The 24,462-nt window shown below is 63.9% G+C and carries 24 protein-coding genes; 17 read left to right on the top strand and 7 right to left on the bottom strand.

Translation table 11 applies throughout. The annotated features are described in order from the left end of the window. Positions 1 to 33 precede the first annotated feature (33 nt). Both IAE37_RS07875 and IAE37_RS07870 read left to right on the top strand, forming a co-directional pair. Positions 34 to 669, top strand: coding sequence for a 2OG-Fe(II) oxygenase (locus IAE37_RS07875; protein ID WP_201172111.1), 636 nt, complete (start codon positions 34 to 36; stop codon positions 667 to 669). After that, the gene (locus tag IAE37_RS07870) at positions 656 to 1,171 is read left to right on the top strand and encodes a DUF523 domain-containing protein (RefSeq protein WP_201171890.1); all 516 of its coding nucleotides are present in this window, start codon (positions 656 to 658) and stop codon (positions 1,169 to 1,171) included. The genes IAE37_RS07875 and IAE37_RS07870 overlap by 14 nt, the downstream gene beginning before the upstream one ends. On the opposite strand, the gene IAE37_RS07865 is transcribed toward IAE37_RS07870, so the two are convergent. After that, the gene (locus IAE37_RS07865) at positions 1,104 to 1,619 is read right to left on the bottom strand and encodes a transporter substrate-binding domain-containing protein (protein WP_201171885.1); all 516 of its coding nucleotides are present in this window, start codon (positions 1,617 to 1,619) and stop codon (positions 1,104 to 1,106) included. The genes IAE37_RS07870 and IAE37_RS07865 overlap by 68 nt on opposite strands. Positions 1,620 to 1,814: 195 nt before the next feature. Between IAE37_RS07865 and IAE37_RS07860 the strand changes: the two genes are divergently transcribed. Continuing rightward, on the top strand, positions 1,815 to 2,291 hold the full coding sequence (locus IAE37_RS07860; protein ID WP_201171882.1) for a DUF4399 domain-containing protein: 477 nt from the start codon (positions 1,815 to 1,817) through the stop codon (positions 2,289 to 2,291). A gap of 148 nt (positions 2,292 to 2,439) precedes the next feature. Here IAE37_RS07860 and serA read toward each other — a convergent pair whose 3' ends face one another. After that, positions 2,440 to 3,669 (bottom strand): phosphoglycerate dehydrogenase, encoded by a 1,230-nt coding sequence (gene serA, locus IAE37_RS07855; protein WP_201171879.1) that lies wholly within the window; start codon positions 3,667 to 3,669, stop codon positions 2,440 to 2,442. 169 nt (positions 3,670 to 3,838) lie between these two features. On the opposite strand from serA, the gene IAE37_RS07850 reads away from it, so the two are divergent. The 4 genes from IAE37_RS07850 to IAE37_RS07835 all read left to right on the top strand — a co-directional run bounded on the left by IAE37_RS07850 (position 3,839) and on the right by IAE37_RS07835 (position 7,991). Next, on the top strand, positions 3,839 to 5,236 hold the full coding sequence (locus IAE37_RS07850; RefSeq protein WP_201171876.1) for an FAD-binding oxidoreductase: 1,398 nt from the start codon (positions 3,839 to 3,841) through the stop codon (positions 5,234 to 5,236). Between the two features lie 23 nt (positions 5,237 to 5,259). Next, positions 5,260 to 5,925, top strand: coding sequence for a fumarylacetoacetate hydrolase family protein (locus IAE37_RS07845; RefSeq protein WP_201171873.1), 666 nt, complete (start codon positions 5,260 to 5,262; stop codon positions 5,923 to 5,925). Between the two features lie 160 nt (positions 5,926 to 6,085). Then, positions 6,086 to 7,000: an SdiA-regulated domain-containing protein gene (locus IAE37_RS07840; protein ID WP_201171871.1), complete on the top strand. Its 915-nt coding sequence runs from the start codon at positions 6,086 to 6,088 to the stop codon at positions 6,998 to 7,000. A gap of 88 nt (positions 7,001 to 7,088) precedes the next feature. Beyond that, on the top strand, positions 7,089 to 7,991 hold the full coding sequence (locus IAE37_RS07835) for an SdiA-regulated domain-containing protein (protein ID WP_201171868.1): 903 nt from the start codon (positions 7,089 to 7,091) through the stop codon (positions 7,989 to 7,991). 35 nt (positions 7,992 to 8,026) lie between these two features. Here IAE37_RS07835 and rpiA read toward each other — a convergent pair whose 3' ends face one another. Further along, a complete protein-coding gene (gene rpiA, locus IAE37_RS07830) occupies positions 8,027 to 8,701 on the bottom strand; it encodes a ribose-5-phosphate isomerase RpiA (RefSeq protein ID WP_201171864.1) in 675 nt (224 codons plus the stop codon). A gap of 134 nt (positions 8,702 to 8,835) precedes the next feature. Here rpiA and ilvA point away from each other — a divergent pair, with 134 nt between their 5' ends. Next, complete coding sequence (ilvA, locus tag IAE37_RS07825) at positions 8,836 to 10,350, top strand: threonine ammonia-lyase, biosynthetic (RefSeq protein WP_201171861.1); 1,515 nt, start codon at positions 8,836 to 8,838, stop codon at positions 10,348 to 10,350. 47 nt (positions 10,351 to 10,397) lie between these two features. Continuing rightward, positions 10,398 to 10,823, top strand: a complete 426-nt coding sequence (locus IAE37_RS07820; RefSeq protein WP_201171859.1) for a DUF2269 family protein — start codon at positions 10,398 to 10,400, stop codon at positions 10,821 to 10,823. A gap of 130 nt (positions 10,824 to 10,953) precedes the next feature. Here IAE37_RS07820 and IAE37_RS07815 read toward each other — a convergent pair whose 3' ends face one another. Continuing rightward, the gene (locus IAE37_RS07815; RefSeq protein ID WP_201171857.1) at positions 10,954 to 11,610 is read right to left on the bottom strand and encodes an HAD family hydrolase; all 657 of its coding nucleotides are present in this window, start codon (positions 11,608 to 11,610) and stop codon (positions 10,954 to 10,956) included. Positions 11,611 to 11,751: 141 nt separating this feature from the next. Between IAE37_RS07815 and IAE37_RS07810 the strand changes: the two genes are divergently transcribed. Continuing rightward, positions 11,752 to 12,231, top strand: a complete 480-nt coding sequence (locus tag IAE37_RS07810) for an RNA pyrophosphohydrolase (RefSeq protein ID WP_201171855.1) — start codon at positions 11,752 to 11,754, stop codon at positions 12,229 to 12,231. A gap of 22 nt (positions 12,232 to 12,253) precedes the next feature. Then, a complete protein-coding gene (gene ptsP, locus IAE37_RS07805) occupies positions 12,254 to 14,533 on the top strand; it encodes a phosphoenolpyruvate--protein phosphotransferase (RefSeq protein ID WP_201171854.1) in 2,280 nt (759 codons plus the stop codon). A 100-nt stretch (positions 14,534 to 14,633) separates the two neighbouring features. Here the strand turns inward: ptsP and IAE37_RS07800 are convergent, their stop codons facing one another. Continuing rightward, positions 14,634 to 15,380: an NRDE family protein gene (locus IAE37_RS07800; protein ID WP_201171852.1), complete on the bottom strand. Its 747-nt coding sequence runs from the start codon at positions 15,378 to 15,380 to the stop codon at positions 14,634 to 14,636. 129 nt (positions 15,381 to 15,509) lie between these two features. On the opposite strand from IAE37_RS07800, the gene IAE37_RS07795 reads away from it, so the two are divergent. From IAE37_RS07795 to IAE37_RS07785, 3 genes are read left to right on the top strand one after another with little or no spacing between them, the layout of a single operon-like run. After that, positions 15,510 to 16,292 carry a sulfite exporter TauE/SafE family protein gene (locus IAE37_RS07795; protein ID WP_201171836.1) on the top strand — a complete coding sequence of 261 codons (783 nt, stop codon included), beginning with the start codon at positions 15,510 to 15,512 and terminating at the stop codon, positions 16,290 to 16,292. A gap of 16 nt (positions 16,293 to 16,308) precedes the next feature. Next, complete coding sequence (gene lgt, locus IAE37_RS07790) at positions 16,309 to 17,115, top strand: prolipoprotein diacylglyceryl transferase (RefSeq protein ID WP_196171317.1); 807 nt, start codon at positions 16,309 to 16,311, stop codon at positions 17,113 to 17,115. Positions 17,116 to 17,166: 51 nt separating this feature from the next. Next, entirely contained in the window at positions 17,167 to 18,138 is a 972-nt protein-coding gene (locus tag IAE37_RS07785) for a thymidylate synthase (RefSeq protein ID WP_201171834.1), read from the top strand. Positions 18,139 to 18,540: 402 nt separating this feature from the next. On the opposite strand, the gene IAE37_RS07780 is transcribed toward IAE37_RS07785, so the two are convergent. Both IAE37_RS07780 and cadR read right to left on the bottom strand, forming a co-directional pair. Next, a complete protein-coding gene (locus IAE37_RS07780) occupies positions 18,541 to 19,527 on the bottom strand; it encodes a type II toxin-antitoxin system PemK/MazF family toxin (RefSeq protein WP_201171831.1) in 987 nt (328 codons plus the stop codon). Positions 19,528 to 19,614: 87 nt separating this feature from the next. Beyond that, positions 19,615 to 20,058 (bottom strand): Cd(II)/Pb(II)-responsive transcriptional regulator, encoded by a 444-nt coding sequence (cadR, locus tag IAE37_RS07775; RefSeq protein WP_201171828.1) that lies wholly within the window; start codon positions 20,056 to 20,058, stop codon positions 19,615 to 19,617. An 82-nt stretch (positions 20,059 to 20,140) separates the two neighbouring features. Here cadR and IAE37_RS07770 point away from each other — a divergent pair, with 82 nt between their 5' ends. From IAE37_RS07770 to IAE37_RS07760, 3 genes are all read left to right on the top strand, one after another. Next, positions 20,141 to 22,363 carry a heavy metal translocating P-type ATPase gene (locus tag IAE37_RS07770; protein ID WP_201171821.1) on the top strand — a complete coding sequence of 741 codons (2,223 nt, stop codon included), beginning with the start codon at positions 20,141 to 20,143 and terminating at the stop codon, positions 22,361 to 22,363. A gap of 12 nt (positions 22,364 to 22,375) precedes the next feature. Then, positions 22,376 to 23,245: a LysR family transcriptional regulator gene (locus IAE37_RS07765; protein WP_201171820.1), complete on the top strand. Its 870-nt coding sequence runs from the start codon at positions 22,376 to 22,378 to the stop codon at positions 23,243 to 23,245. Between the two features lie 157 nt (positions 23,246 to 23,402). Continuing rightward, positions 23,403 to 24,461: a putative 2-aminoethylphosphonate ABC transporter ATP-binding protein gene (locus tag IAE37_RS07760; protein ID WP_201171818.1), complete on the top strand. Its 1,059-nt coding sequence runs from the start codon at positions 23,403 to 23,405 to the stop codon at positions 24,459 to 24,461. Position 24,462 lies beyond the last annotated feature (1 nt).

Here is a 24,462-nt window from a genome sequence, read left to right as displayed (position 1 = left end):
AAGTGGCGCTGTGCGAGTGCAGGGCGAATGGATATGATGCGCGCCATGCACACCTCCCTTGAAAACCCGATGCTGTCGGCCGTGGTCGATGACCTGGCCACCCGTGGCTGGTCCCAGCAGGCGCTGTTCCTGCCTGCGGCCCTGGCGCGCACTCTGGCGGCCGAATGCCGTCGTCGCTACGCCGATGGCGAGCTCAACCCTGCCGGGGTTGGCCGCGGGCCCGCCCAGGAGGTGCGCGAGGCGATTCGCGGCGACCAGATCCAGTGGATCGACCCCGGCCAGGCCGAGGCCTGCGACCAGTACCTGGAGGCCATGGACGCGCTGCGCCAGGCCATCAACCAAGGGCTATTCCTCGGTCTCGAGGATTTCGAGTGCCATTTCGCCCTGTACCCGCCTGGGGCGTTCTATCGCCGCCACCTGGATCGCTTCCGCGACGATGACCGGCGCATGGTTTCGGCGGTGTTCTACCTCAACGAAGACTGGCAGCCCGAGGACGGCGGCCAGCTGCGCATGTTCCTGGCCGGCGACGAGGCTTACGACGTGCAGCCGCAGGCCGGCTGCCTGGCGGTGTTCCTGTCTGGCGAGATTCCCCACGAGGTGCTGCCTGCCGGGCGCGAGCGACTGTCGTTGACCGGTTGGTTCCGGCGCCGTGGCAATGACCCGTTCTGACCTGCCCAAGGTACTGGTCAGCGCCTGCCTGCTGGGCCAGCCGGTGCGCTATGACGGTCGCGCCAGCGGCCACCCCGACCTGTTGCAGCGGTGGCAGGCCGAAGGCCGGGTGGTGCCGTTGTGCCCCGAGGTGGCTGGCGGCCTGCCGACCCCACGGCCGCCCGCGGAAATTCCCGGCGGCCAGGGCGGCGAGGTACTCGACGGGGCGGCCAGGGTAGTGACGGTGGGCGGTGAGGATGTCAGCGCTGCGTTTCTCGCCGGTGCCCGGCAGGCCCTGGCGCTGGTGCGCCAGCATGGCATCCGGGTGGCGGTGTTGAAGGCTGGCAGCCCCTCGTGCGGCAACCGCCTGACCTATGACGGCAGCTTCAGCGGGGTGAAGGTGCCGGGGGAGGGGGTGACCACGGCGTTGCTGCGCCGCGAGGGGGTGCTGGTGTTCAGCGAGCTGGAGCTGGAGCAAGCGCAGCAGGCGCTGGCAGGGCTGCCGCCTCTTGGGCGCCTTTGAGCCACTTCTGCTCCAGCGCGGCCATGCGCCCGTCATCCTTGATGCGTTGCAGGGCATTGTTGACCGCGCTTTCGAACGCCGGGTTGTCCTTCTGGAACGGAATCACCAGCTGCTGGGTGCTGTAGGGCTGACTCACGTCCAACTGCTCGCCGGGCTTGCCCTTGGCCTGGTTCAGGCTGATGTCGTACTTGCCGTTCTCCACCCCTTCCAGCGCCTCGCCGGCAGGTGCCTCGATGAACTCGGCGCGCAGGTCCAGTTCCTTGGCAAGCGCCTGGCCGAGCTCGACCTCGAAACCGGTCAGGTGGTCGTTTTCCTTGAAGGTATACGGCGCATTGTCGGCCTGTACGGCAATGCGCAATTCGCCGCGATCGGCGATTTCGTCTATCAGTTCGGCCTGGGCCAGTGGAGTGACCAGTACTGCCAACAGTACGCCAATGGTCGAACGCATGAGTGCCCCTTGTCCTTTGCAGATGAATAACTTCGCCGCGTCTTTATTCCTCGTCGCGGTCGAGCGCAGCCTGAGACATTGCAGCCTCGGCGATGTTTAACCCTAACTGAAATATTTCTTCGTGTGGGCTATGGTGAACAACCGAAGCCGCTCTCGTACCGGCTGCGGTCAATAAACGGATGACAGGAGAAGTGAATGAACAGCCTATTTTCGCGTGCTGCCGTAGCCGGTTTGCTGATGGGAGCTTCGCTGATGGCCAGCGCTGCGGATGCCCTGAAAAGCCAGGAGCCGCCCAAGGATGCCAAGGTCGTCATCGTCTCCCCCGCCGACGGCGCCACGGTCGAGAAGACCTTCACCGTCAAGTTCGGCATCGAGGGCATGCAACTCAAGCCGGCCGGTGACCAGACCCCGCACACCGGCCATCACCACCTGCTGGTGGACGTGGACAAGGAGCCTGTGGCCGACATGCCACTGCCGACCAGCCTGATGCCGGAGGCCGGTACGGCGCTGCCGGCGGGCCCGCAGGTACTGCACTTCGGCAAGGCGCAGACCGAGACCAGCATCACCCTGACGCCGGGCAAGCATACCTTGCAGCTGGTGCTGGGCGACCAGTACCACGTGCCGTTCAAGCCGAGCGTCGAGTCGAAGAAGATCACTGTCGACGTGAAATAACCGCTGGATTTTTCGCGGGCAAGCCCGCTCCCACAGGGTGGGCACAATCTTCAAGGGCTGTGCAGTACCGGTGGGAGCGGGCGACACCGATTCTGCAGGCAAAAAAAGGGAGGCCACCAGGGCCTCCCTCTTCATGCAGCCATCAAGCTCAGAACAGTACGCGCGAGCGGATGGTGCCCTTTACGTGTTGCAGCTTCTCTTGCGCCAGGTCCGAGTACTCGGCATCGACGTCGATCACCACGTAACCGACTTTCTCGTTGGTCTGCAGGAACTGACCGGAGATGTTGATACCGTTTTCGGCGAAGACCTTGTTGATCTCGCTGAGCACGCCCGGGATGTTCTCGTGGATGTGCAGCAGACGGTGCTTGCCCGGGTGCGCCGGCAGGGCGACTTCCGGGAAGTTGACCGACGATACCGAAGTACCATTGTCGCTGTACTTGACCAGCTTCTCGGCCACTTCCAGGCCGATGTTGGCTTGGGCCTCGGCGGTGGAGCCACCGATGTGCGGGGTCAGGATCACGTTGTCCAGGCCGCGCAGCGGGCTTTCGAACTCTTCGTCGTTGGAACGTGGCTCGACCGGGAACACGTCGATGGCGGCGCCGATCAGGCGCTTGTCCTTGATCGCGGCGGCCAGGTGGTCCAGCTCGACCACGGTGCCACGGGCGGCGTTGATCAGGATCGCGCCTTTCTTCATCGCGCGGATTTCCTTCTCGCCGATCATCCACTGGGTGGACGGCAGCTCAGGCACGTGCAGCGAGACGATGTCGGCCAGGCCGAGCAGTTCGTTCAGGCTGGTGACCTGTACCGCGTTGCCCAGCGGCAGCTTGGTCAGCGGGTCGTAGAAGTACACCTGCATGCCCAGGTTCTCGGCCAGGACCGACAGCTGGGTCCCGATCGAGCCGTAGCCGACGATGCCGAGCTTCTTGCCGCGGATCTCGAACGAGTTGGCCGCGCTCTTGATCCAGCCGCCACGGTGGCAGGAGGCGTTTTTCTCAGGGATGCCGCGCAGCAGCAGGATGGCTTCGGCCAGTACCAGCTCGGCGACCGAGCGGGTGTTGGAGTATGGCGCGTTGAACACGGCGATACCGCGCTCGCGGGCAGCTTCCAGGTCGACCTGGTTGGTGCCGATGCAGAAGCAGCCGACGGCTACCAGTTTCTTCGCACAGTCGAAGATCTCTTCGGTCAGTTGGGTGCGCGAGCGGATGCCGATGAAGTGGGCATCGGCGATCTTTTCCTTCAGCTCGGCTTCCGGCAACGAACCAGTGAGGTATTCGATGTTGGTGTAGCCGGCGGCCTTGAGGGTATCGACCGCGTTCTGGTGCACACCTTCAAGAAGAAGGAACCGGATCTTGCTCTTGTCGAGAGAAGTCTTGCTCATCTGCGTAAACCTGTATCCCGGAGAAAAAATGGCGAGGACTGGTGCTAGGCGGGGGCTGCCTTAGCATGAACAGCGGGAGGGCTATGCTAGCATACGCGACACAATCTGAGCTTATCCCGACAGGTGAAGAGTGCTCAGGGTGACTATGAATAAGTCGAGAGTTCCTGCGATGACCCACCCCGCGGTAATTGATGAGCTGATGACCCTTGTAGACCCTGGCAAGGTCCTGACCGACGCCGCGTCACTGGAAGCCTACGGCAAGGATTGGACCAAGCATTACCCGCCAGCGCCGTCGGCCATCGTGCTGCCGCGCAGCATCGAGCAGGTGCAGGCGATCGTCGCCTGGGCCAATCGCCATCAGGTGGCCCTGGTGCCGTCCGGCGGGCGCACCGGTCTCTCGGCGGGGGCCGTGGCGGCCAACGGCGAGGTGGTGGTTTCCTTCGACCTTATGAACCGCATCCTTGACTTCGATGCCTTCGACCGCACCGTGGTCTGCCAGCCGGGCGTCATCACCCGCCAGTTGCAGGCATTCGCCGAGGAGCAGGGCCTCTACTACCCGGTGGATTTCGCCTCGAGTGGTTCCAGCCAGATCGGCGGCAACATCGGCACCAATGCCGGTGGCATCAAGGTGATCCGCTACGGCATGACCCGCAACTGGGTGGCCGGCCTGAAGGTGGTGACCGGCAAGGGTGAACTGCTGGAATTGAACAAGGACCTGATCAAGAACGCCACCGGCTACGACCTGCGCCAGTTGTTCATCGGTGCCGAGGGCACCCTGGGCTTCGTCGTCGAGGCGACCATGCGCCTGGACCGCGCCCCGCGCAACCTGACCGCGATGGTGCTGGGCACGCCTGATTTCGACTCGATCATGCCGGTGCTGCACGCCTTCCAGGGCCGCCTCGACCTCACAGCGTTCGAGTTCTTTTCCGACAAGGGCCTGGCCAAGATCATGGCGCGCGGCGATGTGCCGGCGCCGTTCGAGACCGCCTGCCCGTTCTATGCCCTGCTCGAATTCGAGGCCAGCAACGAAGACGTGGCCAACGAGGCGCTGGCCACCTTCGAGCACTGCGTGGCGCAGGGCTGGGTGCTGGATGGGGTGATGAGCCAGAGCGAGACCCAGCTGAAGAACCTGTGGAAGCTGCGCGAGTACCTGTCCGAGACCATCTCCCACTGGACACCCTACAAGAACGACATCTCCGTCACCGTTTCCAAGGTGCCGGCGTTCCTGCGCGACATCGACGCCATCGTCAGCGAGCATTACCCGGACTACGAGGTGGTCTGGTATGGCCATATCGGTGACGGCAACCTGCACCTGAACATCCTCAAACCCGAGCACATGAGCAAGGATGACTTCTTCGCCTCGTGCACCAAGGTCAACAAGTGGGTGTTCGAGATCGTCGAGCGCTACAACGGCTCCATCTCCGCCGAGCACGGCGTGGGCATGACCAAGCGCGACTACCTGCACTACAGCCGCTCGGCCGAGGAAATTGCCTGCATGAAGGCGATAAAGGCCGTGTTCGACCCTAACGGCATCATGAATCCGGGTAAGATCTTCGCTCCCGTATAAAAGCAGTACCAAAGGAGTCGGCCATGAGTTACCAGCATCAGTACGTAGACGGCACGCGCATCCACTTTCCGATCGGCAAGGTGGTCTGCATTGGCCGCAACTATGCCGAGCATGCCAAGGAACTGAACAACCCCATCCCCAGCGAGCCGCTGCTGTTCATCAAGCCTGGCAGTTGCGTGGTGCCGCTGGAAGGCGGGTTCAAGATCCCGACCGAGCGTGGTTCGGTGCACTACGAGGCGGAAATCGCCGTGCTGCTGGGCAAGCCGCTGTCCTCCAAGGCCACCGAGGAAGAAGTGCTCGATGCCATTTCCGGCTATGCCCCGGCTCTGGACCTGACCCTGCGCGACGTACAGAGCAAACTCAAGGAGAAAGGCCTGCCGTGGGAACTGGCCAAGAGCTTCGACGGCGCTTGTGTGCTGCCGCCGTTCGTCAGCGCTGCCAGCTTCGAGGACGTCACCGACATCCCGGTGCGCCTGACCATCAACGGCGAGGTTCGCCAGGATGGCAACAGCGCGATGATGCTCAACCCGATCGTGCCGATGATCCAGTACATGGCCGCGCATTTCTCGCTGCAGGCCGGCGACGTGATCCTGACCGGTACGCCGGCAGGCGTTGGCGCGTTCAATGTCGGCGACAAGCTGGTGCTGGAGCTGCCAGGTGTCAGCCGCTTCGAAAGCCAGGTGCTCTGAGTCAAGCCGCTCTGTCGATCGCGGACATTGCTGGGGCCGCTTTGCGGCCCTTCGCGGCGCAAGGCCGCTCCTACGGGCCCGTGTATCGGTAGGATTTGGCGTTTTTTTCACACCTTTTCTGGATAATGCGCGGATCTACGCCCATGTCTAGGAACTCTGCATGCCCTCAAGTGCCCCGGTAACCACCAAGCGCCGTTTTTTTCTGCGCTGGCCCTTCACCCTGGCCGTCGTGGCGGTGATCGCCTATGGCGTGGCAATCGCCATGCACTGGGACGACCGAGGCGTGCTGTGGGTCAAGGAACACTTCGAGAGCAAGGGTGAACAGCGCGAGAGCGTGTGGCTGCCGGCGTACCGGGTGGACATCGACGGCAAGGCCTTTGGCGATGAGGACGACGAAGCCTCGGACCTGGCGTTCAACCCGCGTACCCGGACGCTGTTCGCGGTGATGGGCAAGAACCCGTTCCTGGTGGAGCTCAGCCTGGACGGCGACATGCTGCGCAAGATCCCCCTGGTGGGCTGGGAAAACCCCGAAGGCGTGGCAGTACTGGAGGACGACCAACTGGCCATCGTCGACGAGCGGCACCACGATCTGACCCTGGTCAAGGTCGACGCCACCACCTCCACGCTCAATCGCGCAGATTTCAAAAGTTACGACCTGGGTGAGTCGGTCAAGAGCAACAAGGGCTTCGAGGCCGCGGCCTGGGATGCCCAGCGCAAGCGCCTGGTGATCGGCGAGGAACGCCCGCCACGGCTGTTCACCTGGAGCACCGATGGCCGCAGCCCGCTCACTGGCGACAAGCAAGCACTGGCCAACGACGAGCTCGACCTGCGCAACCTCTCGGCGTTGAACGTCGATCCGCGTACTGGCCACCTGCTGCTGCTGTCGGCCGACTCGAACATGCTGTTGGAACTGGACGAGCAAGGCCAGCAGGTCAGCTTCATGACCCTGCTCGGCGGTTTCAACGGCCTTTCCGATACCATTCCGCGCGCCGAAGGCGTAGCCGTGGACGACCAGGGCAACCTGTACATGGTCAGTGAACCCAACCTGTTCTATCGATTCAAGAAAACCCAGTAGGCCCTTCGGTTTTTTCAGACGCGGGTTTTAAGATTTATTTCAGTTGCGCATGGTTAGATGGGCCTTCCCAATGTAGGGCCTATCTACCATGCGTCGTCCCGCTCGCTCGTTGTTCATCCTTGGCCTGGCCGGCCTGCTGTTGGTCGGCGGCGTAGCTGCCCAGGAATTTCGCCTGTTCGAACGGGCCTGGTTCAACCTCAAGGCCTGGTGGCAGCCCGCGGCGCAGGGGGCCGGGCTGGACCGCTACCAAGTGGTGGTCGAGGCGCAGGCCATCGCGGGGCTGGATGCCGATATTTCTGCGTTGACCTACGACCCCGACCGCAAGACTCTGTTCACCGTCACCAACAAGCGCCCCGAGCTGATCGAGCTCTCGCTCGACGGTCGCATCCTGCGGCGCGTGCCGTTGACCGGCTTCGGCGACCCCGAGGCGGTGGAGTATGTCGGCGCCAACAGCTACGTGATCACCGACGAGCGCCAGCAGCGGTTGATTCGGGTGCGGCTGGATGACGACACACGGTTTCTCGATGCCGGCGATGCCGAGCAGCTGACTCTGGGTATCGGCCTCAATGGCAACAAGGGCTTCGAGGGCCTGGCCTACGACTCGGCGGGCAAGCGCCTGTTCGTGGCCAAGGAGCGCGACCCGATGCTGATCTACGAGGTACACGGCTTCCCCCACGAAAACCCCGAGCGACCCTATGCGGTGCATGTGGTGCAGGACCGTAAGCGCGATGCGCGGTTGTTCGTGCGTGACCTGTCCAGCCTGCAGTTCGACGAGCGCAGCGGACACCTGCTGGCGCTGTCGGATGAATCACGGCTGGTGCTGGAGTTGGATGTGAAGGGCAGGCCGCTGAGTACCCTATCGCTGCGCAAAGGGTTCCAGGGGTTGCAGCGGACGGTGCCGCAGGCGGAGGGCATTGCGATGGACGAGGCCGGGACCATCTACCTGGTCAGCGAGCCGAACCTGTTCTATGTGTTCAAGCCGCCGTTGTAGGAGCGGCCTCGCGGCGCTCCTACACACGATCGATATCACTCGGCCTTGAGGCTCTTGACGCCTTCCGAGGTGCCCAGCAGCAGCAGGTCGGCCGGGCGCGCGGCGAACAGGCCGTTGGTGACCACGCCGACGATGGCGTTGATCTGCGCCTCGAGCTCCACCGGGTTGGTGATCTGCAGGTTGTGCACGTCGAGGATGACGTTGCCGTTGTCGGTCAGCACGCCCTCGCGGTACACAGGGTCGCCGCCGAGCTTGACCAGCTGGCGTGCCACGTGGCTGCGGGCCATCGGGATCACCTCGACCGGCAGCGGGAAGGCGCCCAGGACCGGGACCAGCTTGCTGCCATCGGCGATGCAGATGAAGGTCTTGGCCACTGCCGCGACGATCTTCTCGCGGGTCAGCGCCGCGCCGCCGCCCTTGATCAGGTTCAGGTGAGCGTCGCTTTCGTCGGCGCCGTCGACATAGAACTCCAGCTCGTTGACGCTGTTCAGCTCATAGACCGGGATGCCATGGCCCTTCAGGCGCGCAGCAGTGGCCTCGGAGCTGGCGACCGCGCCGTCGAAGGCGCTCTTGTGCTGGGCCAGGGCGTCGATGAAGAAGTTGGCGGTCGAACCGGTGCCGACGCCGACGACGCTCTTTTCATCCAGCTTGGGCAGAATGAAGTCGACAGCGGCCTGGGCGACGGCCTGTTTGAGTTGGTCCTGGGTCATGCGGGCTCCGAAAGGGGCGGGGGAGGTTTTCAAGGGGGCTAGTATAACGGCTCGCGCGGCTTTGCTGTGGTCGCCCGACGTAGCGCTGGGGTAGACTTCCAGGCCTTGTCCCGCGGCCCAGTGATGCTTTCCCGATGCTCGAACAGTACGTCAAGAAGATCCTCACCTCGCGCGTTTACGACGTTGCGGTAGAAACCCCGTTGCACAGCGCCGGGCAACTGAGCAAGCGCCTCGGCAACCAGGTGCTGCTCAAGCGCGAGGACCTGCAGCCGGTGTTCTCGTTCAAGATCCGCGGCGCGTACAACAAGTTGGCGCAACTGAGCCCCGAGGAACTGGCCCGTGGCGTGGTCACCGCATCCGCCGGCAACCATGCCCAGGGCGTGGCCCTGGCGGCCCGCGAGCTGGGTATCAAGGCGACCATCGTGATGCCCAAGACCACCCCCGAGATCAAGGTCGAGGGCGTGCGTTCGCGGGGCGGCAAGGTGGTGTTGCATGGCGACTCGTTCCCGGAGGCGCTGGCCTATTCGCTGAAGCTGGTGGATGAAAAGGGCTACGTCTACATCCACCCCTACGACGACCCGCACACCATTGCCGGCCAGGGCACCGTGGCCATGGAAATCCTCCGCCAGCACCCGGGGCAGCTGGACGCGATCTTCGTGCCGGTCGGTGGCGGTGGGCTGATCGCCGGTATCGCCGCCTATGTGAAGTACCTGCGCCCGGAAGTGAAGGTGATCGGCGTCGAACCCGACGATTCCAACTGCCTGCAGGCGGCGATGGCCGCAGGCGAGCGGGTGATTCTGCCGCAGGTCGGGCTGTTCGCCGACGGTGTGGCAGTGGCGCAGATCGGCCAGCACACCTTCGACATCTGCCGCCGCTACGTGGATGAGGTGATTACCGTCAGCACCGATGAAATCTGCGCCGCGATCAAGGATATCTACGACGATACCCGCTCGATCACCGAACCTGCCGGCGCACTTGGCGTTGCCGGCATCAAGAAGTACGTCGAGCTCAAGGGCGTGACCGGGCAGACTCTGGTGGCGATCGACTCCGGCGCCAACGTCAATTTCGACCGCCTGCGCCATGTGGCCGAGCGGGCCGAGCTGGGCGAGAAACGCGAGGCGATCATCGCCGTGACCATCCCCGAGCGCCCTGGCAGCTTCAAGGCGTTCTGCGAGGCCATCGGCAAGCGCCAGATCACCGAATTCAACTACCGCAAGCATACCTCCGACGAGGCGCACATCTTCGTCGGCGTGCAGACCCACCCCGAGAACGACCCGCGTGCCGCGCTGGTGCAGCACCTGATCGACCAGGGCTTCCCGGTCGCCGACCTGACCGACAACGAACTGGCCAAGCTGCATATCCGGCATATGGTCGGCGGCCACTCGGCAGGTGCCAGCGACGAGATCGTGCTGCGCTTCGAGTTCCCCGAGCGGCCGGGCGCGTTGTTCAACTTCCTGACCAAGCTGGGCGGGCGCTGGAACATCTCGATGTTCCACTACCGCAACCATGGTGCCGCCGACGGGCGCGTGGTGGCCGGTTTGCAGGTGCCGGAAGACGAGCGCCACCTGGTGCCGGCGGCCCTGGCCAAGATCGGCTACCCGTACTGGGATGAGACCGAGAATCCCGCTTACCGGTTGTTCCTGGGTTAAGCGGCTAAGCTTGGGCTGATGATCGCTCGTACAAGGACAACCTGCACATGGAACACCTGACCACACTGAAAGCCGTACACATCGCCGCCACCGCCCTCCTGCTTTTGGGCGCCCTAGGGCTGGTGGTGTGGACAGTGCTGGCGCGCCGGCGCGGCGATGCCGAGGCTTATGCCAAGCTGCTGCGCCGGCCGCTGGTGTTCGTCTGGCTGCTGATGGGCGTGTGCCTGGTGAGCATGCCATTCAGTGGCTGGTGGCTGGTGCACCTGGTTGGCTGGCCGCTGGGGCAGACCTGGGTGCTGGCTTCCAGCATCATTTATACCGTTGGCGCGTTTGCCGTGTGGTGGCTGGTGGCGCGGCTGAACCGGCTGCGCAAGGCGGAGGTGGTGGGGCTGCGGTTTACCTTGGCATTGGCGGTGTTCAGTGGGGTTTGTTTCCTGTCGATCGCCGGGCTGATGGGGGCCAAGCCGGTCTGACAGGTTGGTGTTGTTGATGCCGGCCCCTTCGCGGGGCAAGCCCGCTCCCACAGGTCTTGCACAGGGCTCAGGCCTGTGATGCCTCTGTGGGAGCGGGCTTGCCCCGCGAAGGGGCCAGATCAGGAGTGACTCATTCGCGCAGGGAAACCACCGGCCACCCCCGCCGCTCCGCCTCGGCGCGCAAGTTCGGGTCGGGATCCACCGCCACCGGATGCGCCACCCGCTGCAACAGCGGTAGATCGTTCATCGAGTCGCTATAGAAGTAGCTGTCCTCCAGGTCGAAGCCGTTCTCCATCATCCAACGCTCCAGCCTCGTCACCTTGCCTTCACGGAAGCACGGTATATCGGTACTACGCCCGGTATAGCGGCCGTCCACCTGCTCGCACTCGGTCGCCAGCAGGGTACGTACGCCCAGGCGGCGGGCGATGGGAGCGGTGACGAAGCGGTTGGTGGCGGTGATGATCAGCAGTTGGTCGCCGGCTTCGCGGTGGCGTTGCAGCAAGGCCAGGGCCTTGGGCAGGACGATCGGCTCGATGCAGTCGCGCATGAAGTCGCGGTGCCACTCGTCGAGTTGCGCAGGCTCGGTCGCGGCGAGGATTTCCATGGAAAAGGCCAGGTAGGCCTGCAGGTCGAGGGTACCGTTCAGGTAGTCCTGGTAGAAAGCGTCGTTGCGCCGCTTGTAGGCGATCGGGTCAAGGATGCCGCGTTCGCACAGGTAGTCGCCCCAGGCATGGTCGCTGTCGCCACCGAGGAGGGTATTGTCCAGATCGAATAAAGCCAGGCGCATCGCGGTCACTCGCATCAGCTACGGGATAGGCCCGCAGAATACGGAGTTTTCACCTCGCTGCACATAAGCTTGGCGGGCGCGTTGCTGCGCTCGCAGGCTTTGTGGAACAATGCGGTGACATGCGTTTGCGAGGTTGCTGCCGTGATCGACCCGGATGGTTTTCGCCCCAATGTTGGGATCATTCTTACGAATGATGCCGGGCAGGTGCTATGGGCTCGACGGATCAACCAGGATGCCTGGCAGTTCCCCCAGGGTGGTATCAACCCTGACGAGACGCCGGAAGATGCCCTGTACCGCGAGCTGAACGAAGAAGTTGGCCTTGAACGCGCCGATGTGGAAATTCTTGCCTGCACCCGCGGCTGGTTGCGTTATCGTTTACCCCAGCGCCTGGTGCGTACCCACAGCCAACCGCTGTGCATCGGGCAGAAGCAGAAGTGGTTCCTGTTGCGCCTGGTGAGCAACGAACAGCGGGTGCGGATGGACCTGACCGGCAAGCCCGAGTTCGACGGCTGGCGCTGGGTCAGTTATTGGTACCCGCTGGGCCAGGTGGTGACATTCAAGCGTGAAGTGTACCGCCGCGCCCTGAAAGAGCTTGCACCGCGTCTGCTGACGCGCGACTGACGACGGAGTTCGACCCCGAGCCATGCTCAATACGCTGCGCAAGATCGTCCAGGAAGTGAACTCCGCCAAAGATCTCAAGACGGCGTTGGGGATCATTGTCTTGCGCGTGAAGGAGGCCATGGGCAGCCAGGTCTGCTCGGTCTACCTGCTCGATCCGGAGTCCAACCGCTTCGTGCTGATGGCCACCGAAGGCTTGAACAAGCGGTCCATCGGCAAGGTCAGCATGGCCCCCAACGAAGGCCTGGTCGGCCTGGTCGGTACCCGGGAAGAGCCACTGAACCTGGAAAACGCCGCCGACCACCCGCGTTATCGCTACTTCGCCGAGACCGGTGAAGAGCGCTTCGCCTCCTTCCTGGGCGCGCCGATCATCCACCACCGCCGCGTGGTCGGGGTCTTGGTCATCCAGCAGAAGGAGCGCCGTCAGTTCGACGAAGGCGAGGAGGCGTTCCTCGTCACCATGAGCGCCCAGCTCGCCGGGGTCATCGCCCACGCCGAGGCCACCGGTTCCATCCGCGGCCTGGGCCGCCAGGGCAAGGGCATCCAGGAAGCGCGCTTCGTCGGCGTGCCGGGTTCGCCGGGGGCTGCAGTGGGTCGCGCCGTGGTCATGCTGCCGCCGGCCGACCTGGAAGTGGTGCCGGACAAGACCGTCGAGGACATCGACGGCGAACTCAGGTTGTTCCAGAACGCCCTCGAAGGCGTGCGCGCCGACATGCGCAAGCTGTCGGCCAAGCTGGCCACCCAGCTGCGCCCCGAAGAGCGGGCGCTGTTCGATGTGTATCTGATGATGCTCGAGGACGCTGCCCTGGGTGGCGAGGTGACCGAGGTCATCAAGACCGGCCAATGGGCCCAGGGCGCCCTGCGCCAGGTGGTGGGCGAGCACGTAAACCGCTTCGAGCTGATGGACGACGACTACCTGCGCGAGCGCGCCTCCGACGTCAAGGACCTCGGCCGCCGCCTGCTCGCCTACCTGCAGGAAGCCCGTTCGCAGTCGCTGGTGTACGCCGACAACACCATCCTGGTCAGCGAGGAGCTGACCCCGGCCATGCTCGGCGAGGTGCCCGAGGGCAAGCTGGTCGGCCTGGTCTCGGTATTGGGTTCGGGCAACTCCCACGTCGCCATCCTCGCCCGGGCCATGGGGATTCCCACGGTCATGGGCCTGGTCGACCTGCCGTACTCCAAGGTCGACGGTATCGAACTGATCGTCGACGGCTACAAGGGCGAGGTGTTCACCAACCCCAGCGAGGTGCTGCGCAAGCAGTACAGCGAAGTGGTCGAGGAAGAACGCCAGTTGGCCCAGGGCCTGGATGCGCTGCGCGAGCTGCCCTGCGTGACGCCCGATGGCCACCGCATGCCGTTGTGGGTCAACACCGGCCTGCTCGCCGACGTCGCCCGTGCCCAGCAGCGTGGCGCCGAAGGAGTGGGCCTGTACCGTACCGAAGTGCCGTTCATGATCAATCAGCGCTTCCCCAGCGAGAAGGAGCAGTTGGCGATCTACCGCGAGCAGCTGGCGGCCTTCCACCCGCTGCCGGTGACTATGCGCACGCTCGACATCGGCGGCGACAAGGCGCTGTCCTACTTCCCGATCAAGGAAGACAATCCGTTCCTCGGCTGGCGCGGTATCCGCGTCACCCTCGACCACCCGGAAATTTTCCTGGTGCAGACCCGCGCCATGCTCAAGGCCAGCGAGGGCTTGAACAACCTGCGCATCCTGCTGCCGATGATCTCCGGTATCCACGAGCTGGAAGAGGCGCTGCACCTGATCCACCGTGCCTGGGGCGAGGTGCGCGACGAAGGCACCGACGTGCCGATGCCGCCGGTGGGGGTGATGGTGGAGATCCCCGCGGCGGTCTACCAGACCAAGGAACTGGCGCGCCAGGTGGACTTCCTCTCGGTCGGCTCCAACGACCTGACCCAGTACCTGCTGGCGGTCGACCGCAACAACCCACGGGTCGCCGACCTTTACGACTACCTGCACCCGGCGGTGTTACAGGCCCTGAATACCGTGGTGCGCGACTCCCATGGCGAAGGTAAGCCGGTGAGTATCTGTGGTGAAATGGCCGGTGATCCGGCGGCGGCGATCCTGTTGATGGCGATGGGCTTCGACAGCCTGTCGATGAACGCGACCAACCTGCCCAAGGTCAAGTGGATGCTGCGCCAGGTGAACATGTCCAAGGCCAAGGAGCTGCTGGCCGAGGCCATGAGCCACGACAACCCGCAGGTTATCCACAGCTCGCTGCAACTGGCCCTGAAGAACCTGGGGCTGGCGCGGATGATCGGGCCTGGGGCCGACAAGGCGCTCTGAGATCGACGCTGGCCCATTCGCGGGTAAACCCGCTCCTACAGACAGCAGTAGCGCACCTGTAGGAGCGGGTTTACCCGCGAAAGGGCCAGTCCAGAAAACCTCAGACTTCCAGGGCAACCTCCCCCAGATGCCCACCAAACGGCCCGAAACTGCGCTCCACCAGCCGCCTTCTCCCCTGATCATCCACGATCAGCACCGTACTCGCCCGCGTCCCATAGTTCTGGCTGGCAATGAACACGCTCGACAGCAGCTTCTCCGTCGCTAAACCCACCCCAGTCTCCGGCAAGTCGGCCTCGGCCGCGGTTTCGCCATCGGCCAGCAACCCCAGCAGTTGCTGCGGGTCGGCCGATTCCAGCAAGCCCTCCAGCCCTCGCCGGGCCTTCACCAGCTTCGGCCAAGGCGTATCCAGCCCGGCATTGGACAACCCATATACACCGGGCTCCAGCAGCCGTGGCACAGGCTCGCGGGCATTCAGGTAGCCTAACTGATGGGTATCCCCGACCAGCAGGTTGAATCCAGAATATTGCGAGCTGCGCCCGGCCACGTGGTCGAGATACGCTTCGACCCCCAGTTCGCCTTGCAGGTAGGCCGCCACCAGCTCGCCACGCGAGCGCGGCCCCAGCGGCTGCCCTGGGTCACGAATGTTGGTCAGTGCGGCAAAGCGCCCCTGCGGGCCGATGCCGAGCCAGGTGCCGCCGGCCTCCAGGTCGCGCCCGGCATGCACGCCGGGCGCATCTTCCCACGCGCCCAGCGCCTGGGTGGGGCGGGCATAGAACTCGTCGCGGTTGGCCGCCACGATCAGCGGCAGGGCATGCCCCGGCCGCCAGGCGAATACGATCAGGCACATAGGTGTGGCCCCTGTGTTTTTCCCCACTGTAGCGAGCGCGGTCACGGCGATCCATCCTGTCACAGAGTTCACTAGAGCCGCAGGGCCGCCTTCCGTTACCATGCCGCATCGATTTCTCGGGGACGACGAATGGAGTTCGTACTCTATCTGCTTTTGGGCGCCTGCGCCGGGGTGCTGGCCGGGCTGTTCGGCGTGGGCGGCGGCATCATCATCGTGCCGGTGCTGGTATTCAGCTTCACATTGCAGGGCTTCGACGCCTCGGTGCTGACCCACCTGGCGGTCGGTACCTCGCTGGCGACCATCGTCTTCACCTCGATCAACGCCGTGCTGGAGCACCATCGCAAAGGCGCGGTGCAGTGGCCGATCTTCGCCTGGATGACCCTCGGCATCCTGCTCGGTGCCGGTGTCGGCGCCAAGACCGCCTCGTTGATCCAGGGCCCACTGTTGCAGAAGATCATCGGCGTGTTCGCCCTGGTGATCGCCGCGCAGATGACCCTCGACCTCAAGCCCAAAGCCAGCCATGGCATACCTGGCAAGCCGGCGCTGGTGGGCATGGGCGGGGTGATTGGCTGGGCCTCGGCGATCTTCGGCATCGGTGGCGGCTCGCTGACCGTGCCGTTCCTGACCTGGCGCAGCCTGCCGATGCAGCAGGCGGTGGCCACTTCGTCGGCCTGCGGCCTGCCGATCGCCATCGCCAGTGCTCTGAGCTTCATGCTGCTGGGCTGGCACGAGGAGCACCTGCCACCCCATAGCCTGGGCTTCGTGTACCTGCCCGCGTTGATCGGCATCGCCGTGACCAGCATGTTTTTCGCCCGTTTCGGCGCGCGTCTGGCGCACAAGCTGTCGCCACGCCTGCTCAAGCGCCTGTTCGCCGCGCTGCTGTTCTGCGTGGGCCTGAGCTTTCTGATTTGAACCAAGAGGAATCCCCATGCTGCCTTACCCGCAGATAGACCCCGTGGCCGTGGCCATCGGGCCGCTGAAAATCCATTGGTACGGCCTGATGTACCTCATCGGTATCGGCGGTGCCTGGCTGCTGGCCTCGCGTCGGCTGAACCGCTTCGATCCGACCTGGTCCCGCGAGAAACTCTCCGACCTGGTGTTCTGGTTGTCGATGGGGGTGATCGTCGGCGGACGCCTGGGCTACGTGCTGTTCTACGACCTGCATGCCTACCTGGCCAACCCGACGCTGATCTTCGAGGTGTGGAAGGGCGGCATGTCGTTCCACGGCGGCTTCATCGGCGTGATGCTGGCGGCGCTGTGGTTCGGCAAACGCAACAACAAGTCGTTCTTCGAACTGATGGACTTCGTCGCGCCACTGGTGCCGATCGGCCTGGGCGCCGGACGCATCGGCAACTTCATCAACGCCGAGCTGTGGGGCAAGCCCACCGACGTGCCATGGGCGATGATCTTCCCGCCGTTCAGCGACCCGGCGCAGTTGCCGCGCCACCCCTCGCAGCTCTATCAGTTCGCCCTGGAAGGCGTGGCGCTGTTCGTGATCCTCTGGCTGTTCTCGCGCAAGCCGCGGCCGACCATGGCGGTATCGGGCATGTTCGCGCTGTTCTACGGCATCTTCCGCTTCATCGTCGAATTCGTTCGCGTGCCGGATGCCCAGCTGGGTTACCTGGCCTGGGGTTGGCTGACCATGGGTCAGATTCTTTGCGTGCCGATGATCCTGGCTGGCCTCGGCCTGATCTGGTGGGCTTATAATCGCAAGCCCACGGCGAAACCCGCCTGATTATTCCCACGGCAGGGGCGATCCCCCTGCCGTTTTTGCTACAGGTAAGCCATGAAACAGTATCTGGACCTGGTCCGCGACGTCATCGACAACGGCACGCTGCAGGAAAACCGCACCGGTATCCGCACCATCAGCCTGCCGGGCGCCATGTTGCGTTTCGACCTGCAGAAAGGCTTCCCGGCCATCACCACGCGCAAGCTGGCGTTCAAGTCGGCGATCGGCGAAATGGTCGGCTTCCTGCGCGGTGTGAAGAACGCCGGGCAATTCCGCGAGCTGGGCTGCAAGGTCTGGGACCAGAACGCCAACGAGAACGCCCAGTGGCTGGCCAACCCGTTCCGCCAGGGCCATGACGACCTCGGCGAGATCTACGGCGTGCAGTGGCGCCAGTGGCCGGGCTACAAGCGCATCGCGCTGAGCAACCCGGCGGCCATCGAGATGGCCGAGCAGGCAGGCTTTCGCCAGATCGCTCAGGACGAGGACGACGGTGAAGCGTTCGTGGTCCTGTACAAGGCCATCGACCAGGTGCGCCAGTGCCTGGACACCATCGCCAACGACCCAGGCAGCCGGCGCATCCTGTTCCACGGCTGGAACTGCGCGCAGCTCGATGAAATGGCCCTGCCGCCGTGCCACTTGCTGTACCAGTTCCACCCCAATGTCGAGACCAAGGAAATTTCCCTGACCCTCTACATCCGCTCCAACGACCTGGGCCTGGGCACGCCGTTCAACCTCACCGAAGGTGCGGCGCTGCTGTCGCTGTTCGGCCGCCTGACCGGCTACACCCCGCGCTGGTTCACCTACTTCATCGGCGATGCCCATGTGTACGAAAACCACCTGGACATGCTCAACGAGCAGCTCAAGCGCGAGCCGCTCGAGGCGCCGAAGCTGGTGATCAGCGACCGTGTGCCGGACTTCGCCAAGACTGGCAAGTACGAGCCTGAGTGGCTGGAGAAGATCGAGCCAAGCGATTTCTGGCTGGACGGGTATGAGCACCATGCGCCGATGACGGCGCCGATGGCGGTCTGATCCATTCTGTAGGAGCGGCCTTGCGCCGCTCCTACAAGTCCATCAAAGGATTATGCGTGTAGAGCATGTTCAGAAGAACGTAGGGCTCCTTCGTACGATGTCTCCGATGCCGGAAGGTCAGTTGCTGGTGGATCTGATCAAGCAACGCGGATAGGTTGGTGCAAGCCCACAAAGCAAAAAACCGCCAAGTAGGCGGTTTTTTGTAAAACGTTTTCTTCTGCAGTATATGCCCTAAGGCCGTCGCGAGGTTCCGGTACTGCTCCAGCATTCCCCGCCAGTGATAAAAAGATTACTGATCGCTAATCACCTTGTCAATCAGGTTGACGCTTCTGACATTCGAGTTAGGCGGTCAATTTCTCAGGCGAACCCTCGGTAGCCATCGTCTCGTATAGCGCTCGCAGATCAGCGACAGCGGCTTCGAGCTGACCTTCTCCGAACCCTTTGCCCCAATCCACGGCGACCTCCTGGTACAGCAATAGCTCTTTTCGTTCGGCCTCGAGCGCAGCGATACGGGCGGGCGTTTGCCGCTTCCAGGTCGGTTGCGGCTGCAGTGAGCTCTTGAAGCTGTTCGCGGGTTTCGCTCAGCTTGGTCTTGGTCTGCTGGTAGTCCGTGACCCCGATGCTATGAAGCAGAGAGTTCCTCAGCAGGGCCTTTTCTGCTTCGGCAAGACGCAACGTATAGTGAATGTTACGACCTCGACGGGTTTGCCCGCGTGCCTGGTATTCAGTGATCGGCGGCAGGATTCGGTTGACCGATACCGACTCCACCATCTGGCAAATCGCCCAGCTGTCCTTCCCGCTCGAGCCCCAAAACGTCAGCTGATCCAGGGTCGGTCGCGAAAGCTGGAAACTCGTTTTGTCAGCGACGCCTGGTGAATCAGAGGTCACCGGGACGACCTGACATACTCCTCTGCTGGCTCGTACGACGATCGCCAGCCTACGCTTGTGCATCTCGCCTTTTTGCAGGGTGTCGCAGTAACGTTTGTTCGTCCGGAGCTCGCCATCTTCCCGGCCAATGGTCTGAATGAAGCCATAGTCGACCTCCACAATAGTCCCGAACTGGAGCACCCGGTTCAGGGAGGCGCCAGTTTTCTTCAGGGTCTGCTGCAGGTATTCCTCAGGCACTGTAGTGAAAATCTTACTGAGCGTAACCGAGTATTCAGCAGGAACGACCCCCGCAGTCGTGAGCGGTGCAACCCCTTCCACGTACCAGCGGTAATTTGCGACGCCTGTGAATTTCTTGATGCAGAAGATTTTGTGTGTGCCACTTCCGGGCATGAGCGCCTCAGAAATGGACTCATAGGTTTCTTTGCCCAAGGGGGACACGCTCATAGTCCCTGTGGCCAGGTCTTTGATCTGCTCAAAGTACCGTATGACGATTGTGTCCATGCCTTTCCCTGGTGCCAGCGGTTGGTTCAAAGGGTACCAATATGTCATAACTGGATGGTCTCAGGCTCTACGCAGCCCCCAGCATTCTCAATGCCCGTGGCTACGCCCCACATGGGAATGCTCGGTATCCGGCACCGACACCGCGCCATTCTCTTCCAACCGCTGCAGGATCGCGCACTCGTCCCCTTGCGCATTGCAGCGTCGACGCAGCTCCACCAACTGCACCTGCAGCGCCACCAGCCCATCGATCCGCGCCTGCACATGCTCGATGTGCTCATCGATCAGCGCATTGACGCTGCCGCAGGCATCCTCCGGGCTGTCGCGCAGGCGTAACAGGCTGCGGATCTCGTCCAGGGTCATGTCCAGGGTCCGACAGTTGCGAATGAACGTCAGCCTTTCGACATGGGAATGGGTGTACTGGCGGTAATTACCCTCGCTGCGTGCGGGCTCCGGTAGCAATTGCTCACGCTCGTAATAGCGGATGGTCTCGACGGGGCAGTCGGTGGCCTTGGCCAGTTCTCCGATCTTCATGGCAGAAACTCCAGCAGGTGGCTTGACCCTATAGTGGCTACAGGGTGTTCACTTGGCAACAGGCCCACTTAAGGACGACTCCATGAACCAGCCTGTCAGCCACGATCACCCACACGAAGCCGCGCACGGCCACGCCCACGCGTGCTGTGGCTCGCATGCCGCGCCGGCCCAGGTGCAGTTGAGCGAAAAGATCAGCGATGCTGCCCGGCTCAGCCGTTTTCGCATCGACGCCATGGATTGCCCGACCGAGCAGACCTTGATCCAGGACAAGCTGGGCAAGTTGGCGGGCATCGAGCAGCTGGAGTTCAACCTGATCAATCGGGTACTCGGCGTGCGCCATACCTTGGGCGACACCGCCGAGATCGAGCGCGCCATCGATAGCCTGGGCATGAAGGCCGAGCCGCTGGCCGAAGCCGATGATGCGGCCGGCAGCGCGCCACAGCCGCACGCCACTCGTTGGTGGCCGCTGGTGTTGTCCGGTATCGCCGCGATCGCCGCCGAAATCGTGCACTTCACCGCGCTAGCTCCCGAGTGGCTGGTGGCGCTACTGGCGCTGGCGGCCATCCTTGGCTGTGGCCTGGGCACCTACAAGAAGGGCTGGATCGCCCTGAAGAACCGCAACCTCAACATCAACGCCTTGATGAGCATCGCCGTGACTGGCGCAGTGCTGATCGGCCAGTGGCCGGAAGCGGCGATGGTCATGGTGTTGTTCACCATCGCCGAGCTGATCGAGGCGCGCTCGCTGGACCGCGCACGCAACGCCATCAGCGGGCTGATGCAACTGGCACCGGACATGGCCACGGTCAGGCAGGCGGACGGCCAGTGGCGTGAAGTCGAGGTGCGCGAGGTGGCGGTGGGCAGCCTGGTGCGCCTGCGTCCTGGTGAGCGCGTGGGCCTGGACGGCGAAGTGCTGAGTGGCCAGTCCAGCGTCGATCAGGCACCGATCACCGGCGAAAGCCTGCCGGTCGAGAAGACCGTCGGCGACAAGTTGTTCGCCGGCACCATCAACCAGGCTGGCGCCCTGGAATACCGTGTGACGGCGGCTGCCGGGCAGTCGACCCTGGCGCGGATCATCAAGGCCGTGGAGCAGGCGCAAGGGGCACGTGCGCCCACCCAGCGCTTCGTCGACCGTTTCTCGCGGATCTACACCCCGGTAGTGTTCGCCATGGCCCTGGCGGTGGCGGTCATCCCACCGCTGTTCATGGCCGGCGCCTGGTTCGACTGGGTCTATCGTGCCTTGGTGCTGCTGGTGGTGGCTTGCCCATGCGCGCTGGTGATCTCGACCCCGGTGACCATCGTCAGCGGCCTGGCCGCGGCGGCGCGCAAGGGCATTCTGATCAAGGGCGGCGTGTACCTGGAAGGCGGCCGCAAGCTGGACTTCCTGGCCCTGGACAAGACCGGCACGATCACCCACGGCAAGCCGGTGCAGACCGACGCCCTGGTGCTAGAGCCGCGCTTCGAGGGCCGTGCCCAGGCGATGGCGGCAAGCCTTGGCAACCGCTCGGACCACCCGGTTTCCGCCGCCATCGCCCAGTTCGCCAAGGCTCAGGGCTTGCTGCTGAGCGAGGTCAGCGCCTTCGCGGCCCTGGCTGGCCGTGGCGTGCGCGGGGATATCGACGGCGAAACCTATCACCTGGGCAACCATCGCCTGGTCGAGGAACTGGGGCTGTGCTCGCCGGCACTGGAAGCGCAGCTGGATGCGCTGGAGCGCCAGGGCAAGACCGTGGTCCTGCTACTCGACCGCACAGGCCCCTTGGCTCTCTTCGCTGTGGCCGACACGGTCAAGGACAGCAGCCGCCAGGCCGTCGCCGAACTGCATGCACTGGGTATCAAGACGGTCATGCTCACCGGCGATAATCCGCACACCGCCCAGGCCATCGCAGCCCAGGTCGGCATCGACCGTGCCGAGGGCAACCTGCTGCCTGGCGACAAGCTGCAGAGCATCGAGCAGCTGTATGCTCAGGGCCATCGGGTGGGCATGGTCGGTGACGGCATCAACGATGCGCCCGCCTTGGCCCGTGCCGAAATCGGCTTCGCCATGGCGGCGGCCGGCACCGACACCGCCATCGAGACCGCCGACGTGGCCCTGATGGATGACGACTTGCGCAAAATCCCGGCGTTCGTCAGGCTGTCGCGCCAAAGTGCGGCGATCCTGATGCAGAACATCGTTCTGGCGTTGGGCATCAAGGCAATTTTCCTGGCGATCACTTTCGCCGGCATGGCCACCCTGTGGATGGCGGTATTCGCCGACATGGGTGTGAGCCTGCTGGTGGTGTTCAACGGTCTGCGCCTGCTGCGCAAGTAACGAGGTCCTGCAATGCTGAGTGCCGAGCTCAAAGCCTTCTACATGGTGGCCCGCCTGGGCAGCATCACCCAGGCGGCGAAGAAGCTCGGGCTCAGCCAGCCCACCGTGACCACGCAGATTCGCAACCTCGAAAGCCACTACGCGGTGGAGCTGTTCTACCGCGGCGGGCGGCGCCTGGTGCTCAGCGACGAGGGGGTGCGCCTGTTGCCGATGGTCAAGGCGCTGTTGCAGCAGGAGGCCGACATCGAGTTCGAGCTGCGCAACAGTGGCCAGGCCCAGGGCAGCCTGCGCATCGCCGCCACGGCGCCGTACTACATCCTCGACCTGGTGAAGGTCTTTCGCGAGCGCCTGCCCCAGGTGGGGGTGGCGGTGGAGATCGGTAACTCCCAGCAAGTGGTGGAAATGCTCGAAGAGTACCGCGTCGATATCGCCGCCTCGTCGCAACTGGTGGAGGATGCGCGGCTGGTGCGACGGGTGCTGGGCACCGACCCGCTGGTGGTAGCGGTGCACCGCAATCACCCGCTGGCGCATCGCCAGTCGGTGTCCATCGCAGGGGTGGTCGGGCACTGCCTGCTGATGCGCGAGCAGGGCTCGACCACGCGCAAGCTCACCGAGCAGATGATGGCATCGGCTGGGGTGAGGGCCGGGGCGTTGCTGGAAATCGGCAGCCGCGAGTCGATTCGCGAGGCGGTGCTGCGCAATATCGGCATCAGCATCATCGCGCGCCACGAGGTGCCGCATAACGCTGAACTGCGCGTGTTGGCGCTGGAGGACGCGCCGGTGATGCACGAGTACCTGTACTGCCTGAAGGAGCGGCGCCAGGCCAGGTTGCCGGCGGCGTTCCTGGGGGTGGCGCAGGAGGTCGCAGGGTCGCAGTTCTAGGCCGGTGTCGGTCCTGTAGGCGCGGGTTTACCCGCGAAAGGGCCCGCAACCACTCCCAAATCTGCCTATACCACTATCACCCGCTTTTGCCCTAAAGCCACAGAACCTTCGCACAGCCTTCCTAGCATGGCCCTCACTTGTTCGATGAGGCCCTGCCATGAACCCTGTCACTCCAGGCGCACAGATGAAGGTGCGCGGTATCCACAAACGTTTCGGCGCCTTCACCGCGCTCAACGATGTTTCCCTGGACATCGCCGCTGGCGAACTCGTGTGCCTGCTCGGCCCGTCAGGCTGTGGCAAGACCACCCTGCTGCGCTGCATCGCCGGCCTCGAACGCCAGGACCGCGGCGAGCTGTACATCGGTGAGCGCGACATCTCCGAACTGCCGCCCCAGGCGCGTGACTACGGCATCCTGTTCCAGTCCTATGCGCTGTTTCCCAACCTCACCGTCGAAGCCAACATCGCCTATGGCCTGACCGGCAGCAATCGTGACGCCAGCCGGCAGCGGGTGGCTGAGATGCTCGAACTGGTCGGCCTGGCCGGCAGCGAGAAGAAGTACCCTGGCCAGCTGTCCGGCGGCCAGCAGCAACGGGTCGCGTTGGCCCGCGCCCTGGCTCCGTCGCCGTCGTTGCTGCTGCTCGACGAGCCGATGTCGGCGCTCGATGCCCGGGTTCGCGAGCACCTGTGCACCGAACTGCGCCAGCTGCAGCGCCAACTCGGCATCACCACGCTGATGGTCACCCACAACCAGGACGAGGCCATGCTCATGGCCGACCGCATCGCGGTGATGAACAACGGCCAGGTTGAGCAGTACGCCACCCCGCAGGAGATCTACGACCAGCCGGCCACGCCGTTCGTTGCCGAGTTCGTTGGCCAGGGCAACTGGCTGCCGTTTCAGCGCAGCAGTGACAGCCACGCCCAGGTCGGCGGCATGAACATGCGCCTGGCGCCCTCTGCCAAGCAGGCGCGCAGTGGCCGGCTGTTCTGCCGTCCGGAGGCGATCACCGTGAACCCGGTGGTGCACGAGGAAAACCTGTTCCCGGCCAGGGTTCGCGAGATCACCTTTCTCGGCAATCGTTGCCGCATGAGCTTCGAGTTCAAGGCCTTGCCCGGCCATGCGCTGCTCGCCGAACTCGCGCCGGAGGCCATGCCGCGCCTGGGCTCGCAGGACATCTGGGTGGCCTTGCCGCCACAGAGCCTGCAGGTGTTTGCCTGAG

This window comes from Pseudomonas sp. S31, assembly GCF_016648105.1.
In the GTDB taxonomy this organism is placed as follows: domain Bacteria; phylum Pseudomonadota; class Gammaproteobacteria; order Pseudomonadales; family Pseudomonadaceae; genus Aquipseudomonas.
Note: the sequence above shows the minus strand (reverse complement) of the source record. Positions and strands in the feature narration are given on the sequence as shown.

What these genes read in the sequence shown, in the direction of transcription:
- IAE37_RS07860 (WP_201171882.1), top strand. Translation starts at nt 1,815, where the DNA reads ATGAACAGCCTATTTTCGCGTGCTGCCGTAGCCGGTTTGCTGATGGGA.
- ilvA (WP_201171861.1), top strand. Translation starts at nt 8,836, where the DNA reads ATGCTCGAACAGTACGTCAAGAAGATCCTCACCTCGCGCGTTTACGAC.
- IAE37_RS07770 (WP_201171821.1), top strand. Translation starts at nt 20,141, where the DNA reads ATGAACCAGCCTGTCAGCCACGATCACCCACACGAAGCCGCGCACGGC.
- IAE37_RS07840 (WP_201171871.1), top strand. Translation starts at nt 6,086, where the DNA reads ATGCCCTCAAGTGCCCCGGTAACCACCAAGCGCCGTTTTTTTCTGCGC.
- IAE37_RS07760 (WP_201171818.1), top strand. Translation starts at nt 23,403, where the DNA reads ATGAACCCTGTCACTCCAGGCGCACAGATGAAGGTGCGCGGTATCCAC.
- IAE37_RS07865 (WP_201171885.1), bottom strand. Translation starts at nt 1,619, where the DNA reads ATGCGTTCGACCATTGGCGTACTGTTGGCAGTACTGGTCACTCCACTG.
- IAE37_RS07800 (WP_201171852.1), bottom strand. Translation starts at nt 15,380, where the DNA reads ATGTGCCTGATCGTATTCGCCTGGCGGCCGGGGCATGCCCTGCCGCTG.
- IAE37_RS07820 (WP_201171859.1), top strand. Translation starts at nt 10,398, where the DNA reads ATGGAACACCTGACCACACTGAAAGCCGTACACATCGCCGCCACCGCC.
- lgt (WP_196171317.1), top strand. Translation starts at nt 16,309, where the DNA reads ATGCTGCCTTACCCGCAGATAGACCCCGTGGCCGTGGCCATCGGGCCG.
- IAE37_RS07875 (WP_201172111.1), top strand. Translation starts at nt 34, where the DNA reads ATGATGCGCGCCATGCACACCTCCCTTGAAAACCCGATGCTGTCGGCC.
- IAE37_RS07835 (WP_201171868.1), top strand. Translation starts at nt 7,089, where the DNA reads ATGCGTCGTCCCGCTCGCTCGTTGTTCATCCTTGGCCTGGCCGGCCTG.
- IAE37_RS07815 (WP_201171857.1), bottom strand. Translation starts at nt 11,610, where the DNA reads ATGCGCCTGGCTTTATTCGATCTGGACAATACCCTCCTCGGTGGCGAC.
- cadR (WP_201171828.1), bottom strand. Translation starts at nt 20,058, where the DNA reads ATGAAGATCGGAGAACTGGCCAAGGCCACCGACTGCCCCGTCGAGACC.
- IAE37_RS07765 (WP_201171820.1), top strand. Translation starts at nt 22,376, where the DNA reads ATGCTGAGTGCCGAGCTCAAAGCCTTCTACATGGTGGCCCGCCTGGGC.
- IAE37_RS07795 (WP_201171836.1), top strand. Translation starts at nt 15,510, where the DNA reads ATGGAGTTCGTACTCTATCTGCTTTTGGGCGCCTGCGCCGGGGTGCTG.
- IAE37_RS07780 (WP_201171831.1), bottom strand. Translation starts at nt 19,527, where the DNA reads ATGGACACAATCGTCATACGGTACTTTGAGCAGATCAAAGACCTGGCC.
- rpiA (WP_201171864.1), bottom strand. Translation starts at nt 8,701, where the DNA reads ATGACCCAGGACCAACTCAAACAGGCCGTCGCCCAGGCCGCTGTCGAC.
- serA (WP_201171879.1), bottom strand. Translation starts at nt 3,669, where the DNA reads ATGAGCAAGACTTCTCTCGACAAGAGCAAGATCCGGTTCCTTCTTCTT.
- IAE37_RS07870 (WP_201171890.1), top strand. Translation starts at nt 656, where the DNA reads ATGACCCGTTCTGACCTGCCCAAGGTACTGGTCAGCGCCTGCCTGCTG.
- IAE37_RS07850 (WP_201171876.1), top strand. Translation starts at nt 3,839, where the DNA reads ATGACCCACCCCGCGGTAATTGATGAGCTGATGACCCTTGTAGACCCT.
- ptsP (WP_201171854.1), top strand. Translation starts at nt 12,254, where the DNA reads ATGCTCAATACGCTGCGCAAGATCGTCCAGGAAGTGAACTCCGCCAAA.
- IAE37_RS07785 (WP_201171834.1), top strand. Translation starts at nt 17,167, where the DNA reads ATGAAACAGTATCTGGACCTGGTCCGCGACGTCATCGACAACGGCACG.
- IAE37_RS07845 (WP_201171873.1), top strand. Translation starts at nt 5,260, where the DNA reads ATGAGTTACCAGCATCAGTACGTAGACGGCACGCGCATCCACTTTCCG.